This window comes from Pseudomonas sp. EB271-G4-1, assembly GCF_058791355.1.
On the sequence record NZ_JBYTEO010000007.1, the window covers coordinates 1 to 17,492 of the forward strand.

The window sequence follows — 17,492 nt, forward strand, 5'->3', positions numbered from 1 at the left end:
CGCGGCGACCCACGGAGCAGGACCGGAGCGAGGGCATGCCGAGCCTTAGCGAGGCACCGAACGCCAGGGGCAAGAGCGTTTGGTTACTTTGCGCCGGGCGGCGTTCCGCTTCTCAAAGTGACTCGCTGTAAAAGCGAAACCATAAGTGGCCGTTACCGCAGCAACGGATATGTACGCCTGAAAGACAACTATCGTCTGCCAGGACGCCTTCGCCGGCAAGCCTGGCTCCTACAGTAAAAGCGAAACCCTAAGTGGCCGTTACCGCAGCAATGGATATGTACTCAGTCACAAAATCTCCATTGGCCGCCTGGACGCCTTCGCCGGCAAGCCTGACTCCTACAGTAAGGGCGACCCGCATTACCTGACAGTGCGATTGGCCTGCCATCCAACGCACCACAGCTATGACTTTTCTGCACAACGCACCGGCTTTTATGAGCATTTTTAATTCATTTTTGCATGCATATACTGGACTCAAGCACCGGTCATGATCCGGGCCAGACCCAACAAAAACAAACAAGGGCATACACCGTGAAGACATCCATGCTTGCCATCGTCTCCCCGCTCTCAGGTACCCGCACGCGTCACGTACGCATCGCCGCCCGCAGCGAAGCGCCCCTCGCCGCCTGACCATCCCGTACCCGTTACCGCGCCGATCGCCCCCGCGATCGATGGAGACTCCAATGAACAGCAACTGCCAACCCTTCATCAAAGCTCGTGATTTCCTGCTGGCCCACCGTACCGACTACGCCACTGCCACACGGGACTTCCAGTGGCCGCAACTGAGTGAATTCAACTGGGCGCTGGATTACTTCGATGCCATGGCCGAAGGTAACCAGGCCAACGCCCTGTGGATCGTCGAAGAAGACGGCAGCGAGCAGCGCTACAGCTTCCAGCAACTGGCCGCGCGCTCCAACCAGGTGGCCAACCACCTGCGTGCCCTTGGCGTGCGCCGTGGCGAGCGCATCCTGCTGATGCTCGGCAACGACGTAGCCCTGTGGGAAACCATGTTGGCCGCCTTCAAGCTGGGCGCCGTGGTCATCCCTGCCACCGCACTGCTGACTTGCGATGACCTGGCCGATCGTATCGAACGTGGCCAGGTTCGCCATCTGGTGGTCGGTGCCGCCCATGTCGACAAGTTCGACGGCCTGGGTGAAGGCTGCAGCCGCGTCTGCGTCGGCCCGGCCCCCGCCGGCTGGACACCCCACAGCGCCGCCAGCGAATACTCCGAGCAGTTCGACAGCGAGGGTCGCACCCTGGCCACCGACCCGATGCTGCTGTACTTCACCTCCGGCACCACCTCCAAGCCAAAGATGGTGTTGCACAGCCACCAGAGCTATCCGGTCGGCCACTTGTCGACCATGTACTGGATCGGCCTGCAGCCGGGCGACCTGCACTTGAACATCTCGTCACCGGGCTGGGCCAAGCACGCCTGGAGTTGCCTCTTTGCCCCCTGGAACGCCGGCGCCTGCATCTTCATCCATAACGTGGCGCGCTTCAGCGCCCCTGCCCTGCTGGGTGCCCTGGAGCGCTATGGCGTCACCAGCCTGTGCGCCCCGCCCACGGTCTGGCGCATGATGATCCAGGAGGACCTGGCCAGTTACAAGGAGCGCCTGTGCCTGCGCGAACTGGTGGGCGCCGGTGAGCCGCTCAACCCGGAAATCATCGAGCAGATCCTGCATGCCTGGGACTTGCCATTGCGCGACGGTTTCGGCCAGTCGGAAACCACCGCCCTGGTCGGCAATACGCCCGGCCAATTGCTCAAGCCCGGTTCCATGGGTCGTCCGCTGCCGGGCTACCGAGTGACCATGCTCGACCCCGACGGGGCACCTGGCAATGAGGGCGAAGTCGCCTTGCCGCTGGACGTGCGCCCACTTGGCCTGATGCTGTGCTATGAGGACAGTCCGGAAAAAACCGCCGAGGTGATGCGCGACGGTTACTACCGCACCGGCGACACCGCGCAGATTGACGATGATGGCTACGTCACCTTTGTCGGTCGCGCCGACGACGTGTTCAAGGCCTCCGACTACCGCATCAGCCCCTTTGAACTGGAGAGCGCTCTGATCGAGCACCCGGCGGTGATGGAATGCGCCGTGGTCCCCAGCCCCGACCCGCTGCGCCTGGCCGTGCCCAAGGCGTTCCTGATCCTGGCCCATGACGAACCCGGCAGCGCCGAGCTCGCCGGCAATATCCTCGCCTTTGCCCGCGAGCACCTGGCGCCGTACAAGCGAGTGCGACGCATCGAGTTCGTCACCGAGCTGCCCAAGACCATCTCCGGGAAAATCCGTCGGGTGGAGCTGCGCCAGATGGAAGTGCAGCGTCGGCAGAGTGACGCGCGCGGCGCACAAGAGTACTTCGAAGAAGACTTCCCTCAGCTCAAGGGCTGAATCCGGGCCGGTGCGCCGGCCCTCCTGAACTCACCTCCGACCACTCGGCCAACCAGGCCGAGGGGCCACTCTCGACTCAAAGAAAGCAGACAGGACCCGAAAATGACCTCATCCAGCGTTCCAAGCGTCAAGCTCCTCATCAACGGCGAGTTCGTCGAATCGCGCAGTACCGAGTGGCGTAACGTGGTCAACCCGGCCACCCAGGAAGTCCTCGCTCGTGTGCCATTCGCCACCGCCGAGGAAATGGATGCCGCCGTGGCCAGCGCCAAGGAAGCCTTCAAGACCTGGCGCAAGACCCCGATCGGCGCCCGCTCGCGGATCTTCTTCAAATACCAGCAGCTGATCCGCGAGAACATCAAGGAACTCGCCGCCCTGCTCACCGCCGAACAGGGCAAGACCCTGCCGGATGCCGAAGGTGATGTGTTCCGCGGCCTGGAAGTGGTCGAGCACGCCACCTCCATAGGTAACCTGCAGATGGGCGAGTTGGCCAACAACGTCGCCAACGGCGTCGACACCTACACCTTGATGCAGCCGCTGGGCGTGTGCGCCGGCATCACCCCGTTCAACTTCCCGGCGATGATCCCATTGTGGATGTTCCCGATGGCCATCGCCACCGGCAACACCTTCGTCCTCAAGCCGTCCGAGCAAGACCCACTGGTGACCATGCGCCTCGTCGAACTGGCGCTGGAGGCCGGTGTACCCAAGGGCGTACTCAACGTCATCCACGGCGGCGTCGATGCGGTGAACCTGATTTGTGATCATCCGGACATCAAGGCCGTGTCTTTCGTGGGTTCGACCAAGGTCGGCACTCACGTCTACAACCGCGCCACGCAAAACGGCAAACGCGCACAGTGCATGATGGGCGCGAAGAACCACGCCATCGTCCTGCCCGATGCCAACAAGCAGCAGACCTTGAACAACCTGCTGGGCGCTTCCTTCGGCGCCGCTGGCCAGCGCTGCATGGCCCTGCCGGTAGTGATTCTGGTAGGTGAAGCGCAGACCTGGTTGCCGGACCTGATCGAGCGGACCAAAACCCTCAAGATCAATGGCGGCACCGAACCTGGCACCGACATCGGCCCGGTCATTTCCTGCGCTGCCCTGGATCGCGTCAACAGCCTGATCGCCAGTGGCATCGAAGAAGGCGCCAAACTCGAACTGGATGGCCGCAACCCGAGCGTGCCTGGCTACCAGGACGGCAACTTCGTCGGCCCGACCATCTTCTCCAACGTCACTGCGCAAATGTCCGTGTACCGCGAAGAAATCTTCGGCCCGGTGCTGTGCGTCATGCAGGCCGCCAGCCTGAGCGAGGCGATCGAGATCATCAACGCCAACCCGAATGGCAACGGTACCGCCCTGTTCACCCGCTCCGGCGCGGCGGCCCGTCACTTCCAGGAGGAAATCGACGTTGGCCAGGTGGGCATCAACGTGCCGATCCCGGTACCGGTCCCGCTGTTCTCCTTCTCCGGTTCGCGCGCCTCCAAGCTCGGCGACCTGGGCCCTTACGGCAAGCAAGTGGTGACCTTCTACACCCAGACCAAGACGATCACCCAACGCTGGTTCGACGAGGACGACGACGTTGGCGCGGTGAACACCACTATCACCCTCAAATGATCTGTGGCGAGGGGATTCATCCCCGCTGGGGCTGCGAAGCAGCCCCAGCGACCGTTCAAACAGACCGAGTTGTCTGGATTGGGGCCGCTTCGCGACCCAACGGGGCGGTGCAACGTTTCGGTAGATCCCCTCGCCACCACACACGCAAAAGGTAGCCATCATGCATATCGGATTTCTCGGCCTCGGCAACATGGGCGGCCCAATGGCCCGCAACCTGCTCAAGGCGGGCCACAGCCTGACCGTCTTCGATCCCTTCGCGCAGGCAGTCGCCGCGTTGGTGGAGGCCGGCGCCAGCGCCGCCGACTCACCCGCAGGCGTGGCCAAGGCCGGGGTGGAAGTGATCATCACCATGCTGCCAACCGCACACCACGTGAAACAGGTCTATTGCGCCAAGGACGGCCTGTTGGCCAACATCGGCCCAGGTGTGCTGTTGATAGACAGTTCGACCATCGACCCGCTGAGTGCGCGCGAAGTTTCCAGACTCGCCCTCGCCCAAGGCAACTCGATGCTCGACGCGCCGGTCTCCGGCGGCACCGGCGGTGCGACGGCAGGCACCCTGACGTTCATGGTCGGCGGCCCCGTCAGCGTATTCGACCAGGCCTTGCCGATCCTCTCGGCCATGGGCAGGAACATCGTGCGCTGCGGCGAAGCCGGTAACGGCCAAGTGGCCAAGATCGCCAACAACATGCTGCTCGGCATCTCCATGGTCGGCGTCGCCGAGGCCATGGCCCTGGGTGTGGCCCTGGGCATGGACGCCAAGGTGCTGGCCGGTGTCATCGGCACCTCCACCGGTCGCTGCTGGAGTTCGGAGATCAATAATCCGTTCCCGGGCGTGCTGGAAAATGCTCCGGCCTCCCGTGGCTACAGTGGCGGCTTCGGCACCGACCTGATGCTCAAGGATCTCAGCCTCGCTACCGAAGCAGCCAAACACGCGCGTCAGCCGGTGGTGCTCGGTGCTGCCGCCCAGCAGCTGTACCAGACCTTCAGCCTGCAAGGTCATGGCGGCCTGGACTTCTCCGCCATCATCAAACTGTTCCAAGGGGAAGCCCAGGCATGAGCGAGCAGCAAGCCCCGGTGCTGGCCTGTGTGCGCAACCGCATCGGCCACCTGACACTGAACCGGCCCAGCGCGCTGAACACCCTCGACCTGCCGACGGTGAAGCTGCTTTGCCAGTACCTGTGGATCTGGGAACAAGACCCGGACATCGTCGCCGTCACCCTGCGTGGTGCCGGGGAAAAAGCCTTCTGCGCCGGTGGCGACATCCGCATGCTGTACGACAGTCACAAGGCCGGTAGCAACCTGCACGAGCTGTTTCTCGAAGAGGAATACGCCCTGGACGAATACCTGCACGGCTACGCCAAACCGGTGCTGGCGCTGCTGGACGGTTTCGTCCTGGGCGGCGGCATGGGCCTGGCGCAGGCGGCTTCGCTGCGGGTGATCACCGAGCGCACGCGCATGGGCATGCCGGAAGTCGGCATCGGCTTTTTCCCCGATGTCGGTGGCAGCTATTTCCTGCCGCGGCTTCCCGGCGAGTTGGGTATCTACCTGGGCGTCACCGGCTGCCAGGTACGGGCTGCCGATGCGCTCTATGCCGACCTCGCCGACTACTACCTGCCCAGCGAGCGCCTGGTCGAACTGGATGCCGCCCTGGATCACTTGAACTGGACCCGTGCGCCCGCAGAAGACTTGCAAGACCTGCTGGCGGGGCTGGCCGCCGAGCGTATTGCCGGATCGGAACTCAAGGCTTACCGCCAGGTGATCGATGACTATTTCTCCCTGCCTGATGTGTCGGCGATTCGCAATGCGCTGCAGCGCGAGCAACGTCCCGAGCTGCGCGACTGGGCCGAACAGACGGTTGCGCTGCTCGACAGCCGCTCGCCACTGGCAATGGCTACGACCCTGGAACTGTTGCGCCGCGGTCGATACTTGAGCCTGGCCGACTGCTTTGCCCTGGAGCTGCACCTGGACTACCAGTGGTTCGACAAAGGCGACCTGATGGAGGGTGTGCGCGCACTGATCATCGACAAGGACAAGACCCCACGCTGGAACCCGCCAACCCTGACGGAACTGGTGCCAGCGCGGGTGCAGGCTTTCTTCAGCGACTTTCGCCCGGCCTCTGGCAAACCCCTTCGTACCGCCTGAACGGCAGGAGACTCGCAATGCACGATATCGAATTGACCGAAGAACAACGCATGATCCGCGACATGGCACGCGACTTCGCCCGCAGCGAAGTCGGCCCGCAGGCACAGGCCTGGGAAAAGGCCGGCTGGATCGATGATGCCGTGGTGGCGCAGATGGGTGAACTGGGCCTGCTGGGCATGGTGGTGCCGGACACCTGGGGTGGCAGTTACACCGACTATGTGGCCTACGCCCTGGCCGTGGAGGAAATCTCGGCCGGCGACGGCGCCCTCGGCGCCTTGATGAGCATCCACAACTCAGTGGGCTGCGGCCCGCTGCTCAAATATGGCAGCCCTTCCCAGCAAGACACCTGGCTGCCACTCCTGGCCAGCGGCCAGGCCATTGGCTGCTTCTGCCTGACCGAGCCACAGGCGGGCACCGAAGCGCACAACTTGCGCACGCGCGCCGAACTGCGCGACGGTCAGTGGGTACTCAATGGTGCCAAGCAATTCGTCAGCAACGGCAAGCGTGCCAAGCTGGCCATTGTCTTTGCCGTCACCGATCCGGAACTGGGCAAGAAGGGCCTGTCGGCGTTCCTGGTGTCCACCGACAATCCCGGCTTCGTGGTCGATCGCAGCGAACACAAGATGGGGATCAAGGCCTCCGATACCTGCGCGGTGACGTTGGATAACTGCACGATCCCCCAGGACCATTTGCTCGGCGAGCGCGGCAAGGGCCTGGCCATTGCCCTGTCGAACCTTGAAGGCGGTCGCATCGGCATCGCCGCCCAGTCCCTGGGCATCGCCCGCGCCGCCTTCGAGGCTGCGCTGGGGTATGCCCGCGAACGCATCCAGTTCGCCAAGCCGATCATCGAACACCAGAGCGTGTCCAACCTGCTCGCCGATATGCACACCCGGCTCAATGCTGCCCGCCTGCTGGTGCTGCATGCCGCGCGCCTGAAAAGCGCCGGGCAACCGTGCTTGTCAGAAGCGTCCCAGGCCAAGCTGTTCGCCTCGGAAATGGCTGAGCGCGTGTGCTCCAGCGCCCTGCAGATCCATGGTGGTTATGGCTACCTGGAGGATTACCCCGTGGAGCGCTACTACCGCGATGCGCGCATCACCCAGATCTACGAAGGCACCAGCGAGGTGCAGCGCCTGCTGATCGCACGCGAGCTGGCCCACTACGCGCTCTGAGCCCTTGGCCGGCCGCGCCCTGCGCGCCGGCTGCCCCCTTGCCTGCCCCTTCTGGAGTTGCCCATGCTCGGCCTGCGTAATTTTTCCATCAGCCGCCGCCTGTGGTTGATCTTGCTGACGTCCATCCTGATGCTGCTGATTCTCGCCGGCCTGATGCTCAAGCAGAACCATGACGATCTCTATGCGGCCAAGGCCCTGAAAACCCGTCACGTGGTCGAGACCGTCAGCGGCATCCTGCGTCATTTCCAGGCCCTGGAAGGCCAGGGTCTCGAGCGTGGGCAAGCGCAACAACAGGCCAGCGCGGTCATACGCAACCTGCGCTACGGCCACGACGACTACTTCTGGATCGAAGATCTCGACACTCGCATGGTCATGCACCCCAATGCCAAGCTCGAGGGCAAGCGCATGGCGGGCACCCGCGACCCTGACGGCAAGGCACTGTTCGACGAAATGGTCGCCGTGGCAAACCGCGATGGCTCCGGCCTGGTGCACTACCGATGGCCAAAGCCGGGCTCCGACGCGCCGGTGGAGAAGGTTTCCTACGTCGAACTGTTCAAGCCCTGGGGCTGGATCGTCGGCTCGGGCATCTACATCGACGACGTACAAGTGGAGTTCCGCCGCCAGCTGATACAGGCTTTCGTCATCGTACTGACCATCGCCCTGCTGCTCAGCGCGCTGATCCTGCTGATTGCCCGCAGCATCGCCTTGCCCCTGGCGCAGGTGGTCAATGCCATGGAGAACATCGCCAGCGGCGAAGCCGACCTGACCCACAACCTGGACAGTCGCTGGCGCGATGAACTGACCGCTCTGAGCAGCCACTTCAACGCGTTCACCCACAAGCTGCGCGCTGTGATCGGCCAGTCCATGCAGACCGCTGGCAACCTGGACCAGGCCTCGCAATCGCTGGGCGAGATTGCCAGCAACAGCCAGCGCCACAGCCAACAGCAATCCCAGCAAATGGAACTGGTGGCCGCCGCCATCCACGAAGTGTCCTATGCCGTGCAGGACGTGGCGAAGAACGCCGAACACGCTGCCAATGAAGTACGCCAGGCCGATGAGCAGGCACGCCAGGGCCAGCACAACATCGACAGCAGCCTGCGCCAGATCGACCAGTTGTCCGAGACCATCGGCCAGGCTGTCGAAGTGATCCAGAGCCTGGCGCAGGAAAGCACGCAGATCGGCAGCGTGCTGGAGGTGATCCGCGCCATCGCCGAACAGACCAACCTGCTCGCGCTGAACGCCGCCATCGAGGCCGCGCGCGCGGGTGAACAGGGTCGTGGCTTCGCCGTGGTGGCAGACGAAGTGCGCCTGCTGGCGCAGCGCACCCAGCAGTCCACCGCGCAGATCCAGGGCATGATCGAACGCCTGCAGGGCAACTCCGAAGCGGCGGTCGATGTCATCAATGCCAGCAGCCAGGCCGCTCGCCAAACCGTGGTACAGGCCCGCGAAACCGGTGAAAGCCTGCACCTGGTCATCACCGCGCTGCGCAATCTCACGGAACTGAACGCCTCGATTGCCAGTGCCACCCTGGAGCAATCCCACGTGGTCGAGGACATCAACCAGAATGTCACCCACGCCGCCTCGCTGGCCCACGAGAATGCCCTGGCGGCGGATCAGTCCAACGAGGCCAGCCAGAACCTGGGGCAGCTGGCGGGCCAGCTCAATCGACTATTGGGGCAGTTCCGCCTTTGAAATGGATCAGCAACGATGGAGGTATCGACTAGATGACAGCCTCGCAACCCATTGCATCCCGCCCCGGCTCTTCGTTTGCGGGGGCCATCGACCAGGTGCACCACTCCCGCTACCTGGAAACCCGGCAAAAAGCCCTCGAGCTGTTTGCCCGATGTGGTTTCAGCCGGGTCAGCATGCGCGACCTGGCCGCTTACCTGGGGATCAAGGTCGGCTCCATCTACAACCACATCGACAGCAAGGAAGCACTGCTATTCGAATTGATCGAGGAGCTCTACGAACAGTTGCTGCAGGGTGCCCGCCTGGTGAACCGGCGCAAATCCAGCCCCGCGGCACGACTGCAGGCTTTGCTTGAGGCGCACCTGCTGCTGCACGAGCACATGGCGGCGCATTTTCGCCTGGCCGAGCATGACCTCCATTGCCTGGACAGCGAACAGCTTGGCTCGATCCTGGCGTTGCGCAGGCGCTACGAGGAACACCTGGTGACCACGATTGAACAGCTCACCGGTGAACCGGCGAGCGTCCCCCTGCGCTCTACCTTGAGCGGCATCGTGTCCCTGCTCAACCAACTGCCGGCCTGGATTGCAGAGTCGCCGGCCGGCAAGGGAACACGGCGCAAGCTGCTGCATGACATGGTCATGGGCGCCCTGCAGGGGGCGTTGCAGGCTCCCGGGCTTAAAGCCTCATGATCGGCCGTGGCAATGCCTGGCCGGTAGCGCAGTGACAGCAGCTGGGCAAGCACGGCCCAGCGTGACCGCTGCGCTTGAAAGTTTTCTGCCGCGGCCGGCGGTGGCGAAGGGTTTGACTATTCCACCTGCGCCTTGAACGCGTCGTACGCCGATAACGGCAGGCTGATGCCCTCGCGGACCGCACGGGCATAGGCTTGCTCTTTGGCCTTGCCCGGCAGGTAAACGCCCAAGGTTTCAAGCCGCGTCATCTGCTCGCCCAGACGTGAGGCAAAGCACTCGTCCAGCAACCTGGGAGCAATGCCAATCACCAGCATGCCAGCCCCTGGGGATTCGCTGCCGGAACGGAAATCGGCTGCATCCAACGACCAATTGGCCCCCGTCAAACCCGCCGCGAGCACCTCGACCATCAACGCGATGTTGGCGCCGCGCCCGCCCCCGAACGCCAGCAACGTCCCGCGCAGTGCCTCCCGCGCGCTGCGCGTTTCATTGCCTTGTGCATCAACCGCCCAGCCTGGCGGTATCGCCTCCCCCGCTTCAGCGGCCCGAAGCAGGTTTACGTAGGCCGTGGCGCTGCTGGCTTGGTCGATCGCCAGTAAACGACCTGCAGCACTGGCGGCGGCAAATGCGATGGGGTTGGTGGAGTACAGCGGCCGGCTCTGGCCCGCCACGGTGAGCAGCGGTGAGCCATTGGTGAACGCCAACGCGACCAGCCCCTCGCGCGCCAGGCGACGGGTGTAATAGCCCAACTCGCCACAGGTGAAAGCGTTGAACTGCGCAAACAGGGCAATACCCAGTTGATGCGCATTGCTACACAGCACTGGGAAAGCGCGATCGAAGCCCAGTTGCGCGATGCCTTGGTCCGCATCGCAGCGGATCATGGCCGGCGCGACCTGGGACACGAAGGGCTCGGCAGCCCTGGCGATTCGGCCGGTGGCAAAGCCGCTGAGGTAGTCAGGCAAATGCCCGAAACCGACCTCGTGTTGGCCATGGGCCTGGGCTGATACCGTGGCGTTGGCAAGCGCCGAGGCCACGGCCTGGCTGGTTCCGTGGGCCAGGCAGAGTTGTTGTGCGAAGGTGGTGGCCTCGGCCAGAGACAGGCGCTTGTGGGGTTTATCGTCGTCCATGGTGGCTTCAATATTCTCGGATTGTAGGTGTGCCGCAGCTTGAGAACCTGCAGGAGCGGCGCTGGCCGCTCCTGCTCGCCCAGTTGATTATCTTTACTGAATCATCCTCGGCTCACCCACCTTCGCAGCCTCGCGGTCCAGGCCAAACGAGGCGAGGATTTCAGCGATTTCGCCCGAGGCATGCAAGGCCTGGATGTTCTTGCCCAGCGCCTCGCCCAAGGCTGCGTTGGACTTGGTGTACGGGAAGGCACTTTGCCCAGGCTCAAGCGTGGCCTTGACCCGTTGATCGGGCTCAGACACCTTGATGCTCTTGCCGGGGTACGCGCCCTTCTGCTGCGAAGAAACCCCCACCGCGAAGCTGTCCGCACCGACCTGGATGCGCTTGGACGCCAGGTCCTGCGCCATGGCCACCGGGTTCGGGTAGAGCACCAGATTGTCGCCAAAGGTCTTCTTCAAATCGTCCACCCACAGGTAGCCCTGCACGGTGCCGATGCGCTTGCCGTCCAGTTCGGAAATCTTCGTGTAGCCCTCATCCGAAATAATGCCCATCACGTCCAGGTACAACGGTGCCGACAACCCCAACGCCTTGCTGCGCTCTGCCGTGCGGTACCAGTCACCGATGCCGACATCGGCGCGCTTTGCCACCACCGCCTGCACCACCGCTGCGGTGTCCACCACCATGGTCTTGACCTTCAGGCATTCGCGCTCGGCGATGCGCTTGATGATCTCGCCATCCACGCCGCTCAACTGGTTGTTCGGTCCCGGTATCGAGTAAGGCGGGAAGACGTACGCCGCCACGGTCAGCACACCCGGCGTAATGGTTTCAAACTGGTTCGCCGGGGTGCATTCGGCCAGGGCGTATGGCGCGCCAGCCAGGGTCGAACACAAGAACATCCAACGGGTAAAATGTTTGAATGAGCGAGTCATGACGTCACCTTTGCAATAAGAGAGCAGCAGCCGAAAACGGCGTGAGTGGCATTTGTTGTTATGGCTGGCTGGGTGCCAGTCTTTTTTCCAGCGCCGCCACGCCCAGGGTTGCCGGAGCACAGACAGCGGCATACATCAAACCGGCCAGGATCAGCACCGGCATGTACTCAAACGTGGAGGAACCTATGGAGGACGCCCGGCTGACAATTTCTGGCAGGGCGATGGTGAAACACAGCGACGAGGCCTGGAACATCATGATCGAGAACCCCAGCAGCGACGGCAGCGCTACCCGCAAGGCCTGAGGCAGGATCACAAAGCGCAGGGCGTCGAACCGGTTGAGGCCGATCACCTCAGCGGCCTCGGTTTGCCCTGGGGCCACGGCCTCGATGCCACCGCGAATGATTTCACTGGTGTAGGCCGCCGTGCAGTACGCCATGGCCAGCGCGGCAGCCCAGAACGAGGTCAAGGTCAGGTTGACGCTGGGCAGGCCAAAGTAAAAATACTGCAGCAGGATCAACGCCGGCGCACCGCGCCCCAACTCCACGATGACCAGAGACGGGTAACGCAACCAGCGGCTCGGGGCCGAGACACCGAGTGCCAGCACCAGCCCCAGTACAATGCCCAGGCCCAGGCTCACCGCCGTGACCTGCATCGACAACACAAAGCCCTTCCACAACTCCGGCAGCCATTGGGCCCACATCGTCAGCAGTTCGCTCATCGGGCAATCCTCTGTTTCAACGTCGCCGAGAGCCAACGGGAGAACAAGGCCACCGGCACGCTGAGCACCAGGTAAACCACCGCCGCCGCGCTGTAGACGCTCAGGCCCTGAAAGGTTTGTTGTGAAACTTGATAGGCCTGGAAGCTGATATCGCCGACGCCAATGGTCGAGGCCACGGCCGAATCCTTGAGCAGGCCAATGGCGTAGGTGGCCGAGGTGGGAATGGCGATGCGCACCAACTGCGGTAACACCACATCGAAAAACCGTTGCGATGCCGACAGGTTAAGCACATAGGCGGCTTCGAATTGCCCGGTGGGAATCGCCGCGAAAGCACCGCGGTATACCTCGGACATGTGCGCCGCCGTAATCAGCCCCAGGCCGACCACTGCCGCGGTAAACGGCGACAGGCTGATATAGCCGCCACCGATGCCAAAGAAGATGAAAAACAGCCAGACAATCGGCGGAATGGAGCGCAGGGTCAGCACCAGCATGGCCGCCAGAAAACGCAGGGGCTTGACCCTGGACAGGCGCAGGGCACAGATCGGAAACCCCAGCACCACGCCGACGCAGAAGGCGAGCACGGTGACAGCAATGGTCCACGGCACACCGTTCAACAGCATCATCAGGATGTCTTGCATCAGCGATTCCTCACGGCCTGGAGGAACTGGATCACCCGTTCATGCTCGGGCTGACGCATCACTTGCTGGCTCGGCCCCTGCTCGATGATTCGCCCCTCGGCCATCACCACCACGCGGTCGGACACGGTTTCGGCGAAGTGCATTTCGTGGGTCACGACGATCATCGACATGCCTTCGCAGGCGAGCTCTTTCATCACCGCCAGCACCTCCAGGCCCAGCTCGGGGTCCAGCGCCGAGGTCGGCTCATCGAACAGCATCAATTCAGGGTCCAGTGCCAGGGCACGGGCGATGGCGATCCGTTGTTGCTGGCCACCGGAGCAGCGCGCCGGATAGTGCTGGGCCTTGTCGGCCAACCCCACGCGTTCGAGCAGTTGCATGGAGCGGGCGTCGGCCTCTTTGGCGCTGCGGCCCAAGGTACGGATTTGCGCCAGGCTGACATTGCGCAGTACCGTCAGGTGCGGAAAAAGATTAAACGACTGGAACACCATGCCAATGCGCCGGCGTAGCTTGAGCAGCTCTGTACGGGGTAGCGCCTTGCCAGCTTCGATGTGCACGCCATCCATACTGACCCGGCCCTGGGTCGGCGGCTCCAACTGATTGATACAGCGCAGCAAGGTACTCTTGCCCGAACCACTGGGCCCGATAATGGCCACCACCTCGCCCTTGCTCATTTCAAAACACACGTCGTGCAGGACGGGATAGGGGCCAAACTGCTTATGAATTCCCTCCAGGCGCAAGAACGGTTCGGCGCTGGCCACTGGGCGCGGTGCCAAGGAGGGCGCGGATTCGATCACGGTCATACTGCTCATGTTTTTGCTCCAGCTATCGATCGCCGTCGACTAAGGGCGTGCGCGAAAGTTTTATCGGCCCGTTGGCGCTGATCAGCACCTGTTCTTCGAGCTTCACCCCTTCCCCACCGCCTTGTTCTCCGATGTAACTTTCCACCGACACCACCATGTTTTCCTCGAACAGGCCGTCGTAACCCCACTCGGCGAAATCCACGGCGTAGGCGACGCTGGGGTACTCGTCCACCAGGCCGACGCCGTGCAGCATCATCATGTAGCGGTTGTGCTCAAAGCGCTTGGGCACAGGCCAACAGTGTTCGGCAAACTCGCGAAAGGACAGGCCCGGGCGCAGCAGTTCGACGTTGTGATTGATCTGCTGCGAGGCGATTTCCAGCAAGTCGCGCTGGGCCGTTGTCGGCGCCTTGCCGGGGCAGACGAAGCTGCGAGAGATGTCCGAAAGGTAACCACCGGGCCCGACCATGTCGGTGTCAAAACAGACCATCTCGCCTGCCTTGATGACCTTGTCGGTGGCGTCCTGGAACCACGGGTTGGTGCGCGGCCCGGAGCTGAGCAAGCGGCTTTCGGCCCATTCCCCGCCGTGCGCGACATTAGTCCCGTGCATGATGCTCCACAGCTGGTTTTCAGTAACCCCCGGCACCAGGCTTGTGCGCATCCGGGCAATGGCCAGGTCGCACACGCCCATGGAGACCCGGTGGCTGGCCACCTCTTCCGCCGATTTGATCAAGCGTGCCTGCTCCATCAACGGCTGCGCATCGAACAGCTCAATGCCCTTATGCGTCAGGCGCTGCGCGCCCCAAGGGTCACAACGGTCCACTGCCAAGCGGCGATTGCCGCCACCGTGGCGGGCCATCAGGTCCGCCACTTCCTGGGCCCAGCGCTCGGCTTTTTCCTGCACACGGGGGCCGGCAAGAAAATACAGCCAGGGAATCGCCGGACGAATTTCATCGATGGTTTCCACGTGCTCGCTGTTGTGCCGGCTGCTGGTGAACTCGAACAGCACCACCGGGCCGTCGGTGGCCACGAACACATAGCGGCTGGGCGAGTGCATCACCCACAAACCGAGGTTATTGGTGTCGGTGGCATAGCGAATATTGATCGGATCGGCCAACAGAATGCCGGCGTAATCCTGGGCACGCAGTTGCTCGCGAATGCGCTCCAGGCGGTAATGACGCAGGGCTTTGCGGTCGATGGCGCAATACGCATCGAGTAACGCCGTGTCGACCGGCGCCAGGGCATGTTCAGTGACCTTGGCATCGCTGCGAAAGCGCAGGTCGCGTTCGGTTAACGCCGTGAGCAGCTCAATGGAATCAGAACCCGTATGCATGCAACAACCTCCGCTGGGAAGAGTTTGATGTTCATCAAATTCAATCAGTCCAACTGTTGGGGCAGTAACTAAAGGCTTCTAAATCAGGTGACGGCTGTCTTTATTGTTGTGGGCGACACACGGCAGCTAGAGGTCCTTGACCAGCCGCAGGGCATCGTAGATGGCCGCATGGGTATTGCGCGACGCCACGGCATCACCAATGCGGAACAACTGGAAGCGCCCTTCGGGGTTGCTCGAAACGGTTTGCGGCTTGCCGACAATCAGGTCCATGTACTCCACGGCGCCTTCGTTGCTGGCCAAGGGCTTGAGTTCGAAATACAGCTCATCCAGCGGCCGGGTGCCGTGGTTGACCACCACCTGATCCACCCGGCGTGTTTTGGTCAGGTCGCTGTAATCGGTGCCGATCGTAGCCAGCAATTGGTCGCCTTGTTTCTCCACAGCCTTGAGCCGGTAGGTGACGGTAAAGGTGGTGTCCAGTTGCTGCAACGAGCGCATGTAGGGAACCAGGTTCATGCCCATGACTTCCGGCGCGAACGAGCGGTCGGGGGTCATGATTTCAGTCTTGGCGCCACTGCGGGCGATGAATTCGGCGGATTGCAGGCCGGCATGGTCACCCGCATCGTCGTACACCAGCACATTGCGCCCAGGCTTCACGTCGCCGGAAATAATGTCCCAGCTTGAAACCAGGAATTGATTGCCGCGTTCCAGCACTTCGGTGTGCGGCAGGCCCCCGGTCGCCACGATCACCACGTCGGCATTTTCATCGAGAACAATCGCGGTGTCTGCCCAGGTGTTGAAGTGAAACGTCACGCCAAGGCGCTCGCATTGCGCCATGCGCCAATCGATGATGCTGATCATTTCCTTGCGCCGCTCGGACTGCGCGGTCAGGCGAATCTGTCCGCCGGGTTTGTCCGCCAGCTCATACACCACCACCTCGTGGCCGCGCTCTCCTGCCACCCGTGCCGCTTCCAGGCCACCAGGGCCGGCACCGACAATCACCACTTTGCGCTTGTGCGCAGCCTTGGGTATTTCATGGGGCATGGTGGTTTCACGCCCGGTCGCGGCGTTGTGGATGCAGTAGGCAGCGCCAGCGTTGTAAATGCGGTCCAGGCAATAGTTGGCGCCCACGCAAGGGCGGATATCGTCTTCACGGCCTTCGATGATCTTGCGCACGATGTGCGGGTCGGTCATGTGCGCGCGGGTCATGCCGACCATGTCCACCAGCCCCGAGGCAATGGCATGACGCGCCGTGGCCACGTCGGGAATTTTCGCTGCATGGAAGGTCGGGAAGCCGGTCAGCGCCTTGATTTCGCCGGCAAAATCCAGGTGCGGCGCATTGCGCATGCCCTGGATCGGGATGATGTCGGTCAGCCCGGCGTCGGTGGCGATGTTGCCGCGAATCACATTGAGGAAGTCGATCATGCCACTGTCTTTCAACAGTTGGGAGATCTGCAACCCCTCCTCTTTTTGCAGGCCGCCGGCAAGGACTTCGTCCCCGGTGTAGCGAATGCCTACGATAAATTCCGGGCCCACGCGTTTACGAATGGCCGTGAGCACATCGAAGGTAAAGCGCAGGCGGTTTTGCAGCGAGCCGCCGTACGGCCCTTCCAGTTCGTTGGTCAGCGGCGACCAGAACTGATCCATCAAGTGACCGTAGGCTTGCAGCTCGATGCCGTCCAGGCCGGCGGCTTTCATGCGTTCGGCGGCATCGGCGTAGTCGCGAATGATGCGGTCGATGTCCCACTGTTCGAGCTGCTTGGGGAAGGCGCGGTGTGCGGGTTCCTGATTATGGGAGGGCGACACCACCGGTAGCCAGTCGCCTTTGTCCCAGCGGGTACGCCGGCCCAGGTGAGTGAGCTGGATCATCACCGCCGCACCATGTTCATGGCACTCGTCGGTCAGGTCTTTCATCCAGCCGACCACTTCGTCCTTGTAGGCCAGAATGTTGTTGAACACGGGCGGGCTGTCACGGGAGATCGCGGCGGAGCCCGCGGTCATGGTCATGGCTACACCGGCTTTGGCACGTTCAACGTGGTAGGCCCGGTAGAGCTTTTTCGGCATCCCGTCTTCCGGGTATGCCGGTTCATGGGAGGTGGTCATGATGCGGTTGCGCAGGGTCAAATGCTTGAGGCGATAAGGCTGAAGTAGCGGATCGTTTTTCATATCGGTCTCGCAAACAGGTCATCAGGCACGCCGACAATATGCCCCTGTGTACACAGGTGTCAATAGGCTTGACACTGGTGTACAGTTGACCACGAAAAGCAAATTTCA

General features: G+C 62.6%; 14 protein-coding genes. 7 read left to right on the forward strand and 7 right to left on the reverse strand.

The features are described 5' to 3' along the window. The first annotated feature begins 680 nt into the window (after positions 1–680). The 7 genes from AC3WWR_RS05300 (at position 681) to AC3WWR_RS05330 (ending at position 9,684) form a co-directional block, all read left to right on the forward strand. Complete coding sequence (locus tag AC3WWR_RS05300) at positions 681–2,384, forward strand: AMP-binding protein (protein WP_033044907.1); 1,704 nt, start codon at positions 681–683, stop codon at positions 2,382–2,384. 102 nt (positions 2,385–2,486) lie between these two features. Further along, positions 2,487–3,995, forward strand: a complete 1,509-nt coding sequence (locus AC3WWR_RS05305) for a CoA-acylating methylmalonate-semialdehyde dehydrogenase (protein WP_033044906.1) — start codon at positions 2,487–2,489, stop codon at positions 3,993–3,995. A gap of 160 nt (positions 3,996–4,155) precedes the next feature. Further along, complete coding sequence (mmsB, locus tag AC3WWR_RS05310; protein WP_020800498.1) at positions 4,156–5,052, forward strand: 3-hydroxyisobutyrate dehydrogenase; 897 nt, start codon at positions 4,156–4,158, stop codon at positions 5,050–5,052. Next, complete coding sequence (locus AC3WWR_RS05315) at positions 5,049–6,137, forward strand: enoyl-CoA hydratase/isomerase family protein (protein ID WP_033044905.1); 1,089 nt, start codon at positions 5,049–5,051, stop codon at positions 6,135–6,137. The genes mmsB and AC3WWR_RS05315 overlap by 4 nt, the downstream gene beginning before the upstream one ends. Positions 6,138–6,154: 17 nt before the next feature. Then, positions 6,155–7,306 carry an acyl-CoA dehydrogenase family protein gene (locus AC3WWR_RS05320; RefSeq protein WP_033044904.1) on the forward strand — a complete coding sequence of 384 codons (1,152 nt, stop codon included), beginning with the start codon at positions 6,155–6,157 and terminating at the stop codon, positions 7,304–7,306. 63 nt (positions 7,307–7,369) lie between these two features. Further along, positions 7,370–8,998, forward strand: coding sequence for a methyl-accepting chemotaxis protein (locus tag AC3WWR_RS05325; RefSeq protein ID WP_033044903.1), 1,629 nt, complete (start codon positions 7,370–7,372; stop codon positions 8,996–8,998). A gap of 32 nt (positions 8,999–9,030) precedes the next feature. Then, positions 9,031–9,684: a TetR/AcrR family transcriptional regulator gene (locus AC3WWR_RS05330; RefSeq protein ID WP_050511649.1), complete on the forward strand. Its 654-nt coding sequence runs from the start codon at positions 9,031–9,033 to the stop codon at positions 9,682–9,684. 116 nt (positions 9,685–9,800) lie between these two features. Here AC3WWR_RS05330 and AC3WWR_RS05335 read toward each other — a convergent pair whose 3' ends face one another. The 7 genes from AC3WWR_RS05335 to AC3WWR_RS05365 all read right to left on the reverse strand — a co-directional run bounded on the left by AC3WWR_RS05335 (position 9,801) and on the right by AC3WWR_RS05365 (position 17,384). Continuing rightward, on the reverse strand, positions 9,801–10,808 hold the full coding sequence (locus tag AC3WWR_RS05335) for an Ldh family oxidoreductase (RefSeq protein ID WP_033044901.1): 1,008 nt from the start codon (positions 10,806–10,808) through the stop codon (positions 9,801–9,803). A gap of 93 nt (positions 10,809–10,901) precedes the next feature. Further along, positions 10,902–11,735 (reverse strand): substrate-binding periplasmic protein, encoded by an 834-nt coding sequence (locus AC3WWR_RS05340; RefSeq protein ID WP_020800492.1) that lies wholly within the window; start codon positions 11,733–11,735, stop codon positions 10,902–10,904. A 58-nt stretch (positions 11,736–11,793) separates the two neighbouring features. Beyond that, complete coding sequence (locus AC3WWR_RS05345; RefSeq protein ID WP_008059832.1) at positions 11,794–12,453, reverse strand: amino acid ABC transporter permease; 660 nt, start codon at positions 12,451–12,453, stop codon at positions 11,794–11,796. Then, positions 12,450–13,091 (reverse strand): amino acid ABC transporter permease, encoded by a 642-nt coding sequence (locus AC3WWR_RS05350; protein ID WP_020800490.1) that lies wholly within the window; start codon positions 13,089–13,091, stop codon positions 12,450–12,452. The genes AC3WWR_RS05345 and AC3WWR_RS05350 overlap by 4 nt, the downstream gene beginning before the upstream one ends. Then, the gene (locus tag AC3WWR_RS05355; RefSeq protein WP_020800489.1) at positions 13,091–13,900 is read right to left on the reverse strand and encodes an amino acid ABC transporter ATP-binding protein; all 810 of its coding nucleotides are present in this window, start codon (positions 13,898–13,900) and stop codon (positions 13,091–13,093) included. The genes AC3WWR_RS05350 and AC3WWR_RS05355 overlap by 1 nt, the downstream gene beginning before the upstream one ends. A gap of 13 nt (positions 13,901–13,913) precedes the next feature. Beyond that, complete coding sequence (locus tag AC3WWR_RS05360; protein WP_033044900.1) at positions 13,914–15,221, reverse strand: M24 family metallopeptidase; 1,308 nt, start codon at positions 15,219–15,221, stop codon at positions 13,914–13,916. Positions 15,222–15,347: 126 nt separating this feature from the next. Then, positions 15,348–17,384, reverse strand: coding sequence for an oxidoreductase (locus AC3WWR_RS05365; protein WP_492598542.1), 2,037 nt, complete (start codon positions 17,382–17,384; stop codon positions 15,348–15,350). Positions 17,385–17,492 lie beyond the last annotated feature (108 nt).

Coding starts and splice junctions, on each gene's coding strand:
- AC3WWR_RS05300 (WP_033044907.1), top strand. CDS start 681: ATGAACAGCAACTGCCAACCCTTCATCAAAGCTCGTGATTTCCTGCTG.
- AC3WWR_RS05305 (WP_033044906.1), top strand. CDS start 2,487: ATGACCTCATCCAGCGTTCCAAGCGTCAAGCTCCTCATCAACGGCGAG.
- mmsB (WP_020800498.1), top strand. CDS start 4,156: ATGCATATCGGATTTCTCGGCCTCGGCAACATGGGCGGCCCAATGGCC.
- AC3WWR_RS05315 (WP_033044905.1), top strand. CDS start 5,049: ATGAGCGAGCAGCAAGCCCCGGTGCTGGCCTGTGTGCGCAACCGCATC.
- AC3WWR_RS05320 (WP_033044904.1), top strand. CDS start 6,155: ATGCACGATATCGAATTGACCGAAGAACAACGCATGATCCGCGACATG.
- AC3WWR_RS05325 (WP_033044903.1), top strand. CDS start 7,370: ATGCTCGGCCTGCGTAATTTTTCCATCAGCCGCCGCCTGTGGTTGATC.
- AC3WWR_RS05330 (WP_050511649.1), top strand. CDS start 9,031: ATGACAGCCTCGCAACCCATTGCATCCCGCCCCGGCTCTTCGTTTGCG.
- AC3WWR_RS05335 (WP_033044901.1), bottom strand. CDS start 10,808: ATGGACGACGATAAACCCCACAAGCGCCTGTCTCTGGCCGAGGCCACC.
- AC3WWR_RS05340 (WP_020800492.1), bottom strand. CDS start 11,735: ATGACTCGCTCATTCAAACATTTTACCCGTTGGATGTTCTTGTGTTCG.
- AC3WWR_RS05345 (WP_008059832.1), bottom strand. CDS start 12,453: ATGAGCGAACTGCTGACGATGTGGGCCCAATGGCTGCCGGAGTTGTGG.
- AC3WWR_RS05350 (WP_020800490.1), bottom strand. CDS start 13,091: ATGCAAGACATCCTGATGATGCTGTTGAACGGTGTGCCGTGGACCATT.
- AC3WWR_RS05355 (WP_020800489.1), bottom strand. CDS start 13,900: ATGAGCAGTATGACCGTGATCGAATCCGCGCCCTCCTTGGCACCGCGC.
- AC3WWR_RS05360 (WP_033044900.1), bottom strand. CDS start 15,221: ATGCATACGGGTTCTGATTCCATTGAGCTGCTCACGGCGTTAACCGAA.
- AC3WWR_RS05365 (WP_492598542.1), bottom strand. CDS start 17,384: ATGAAAAACGATCCGCTACTTCAGCCTTATCGCCTCAAGCATTTGACC.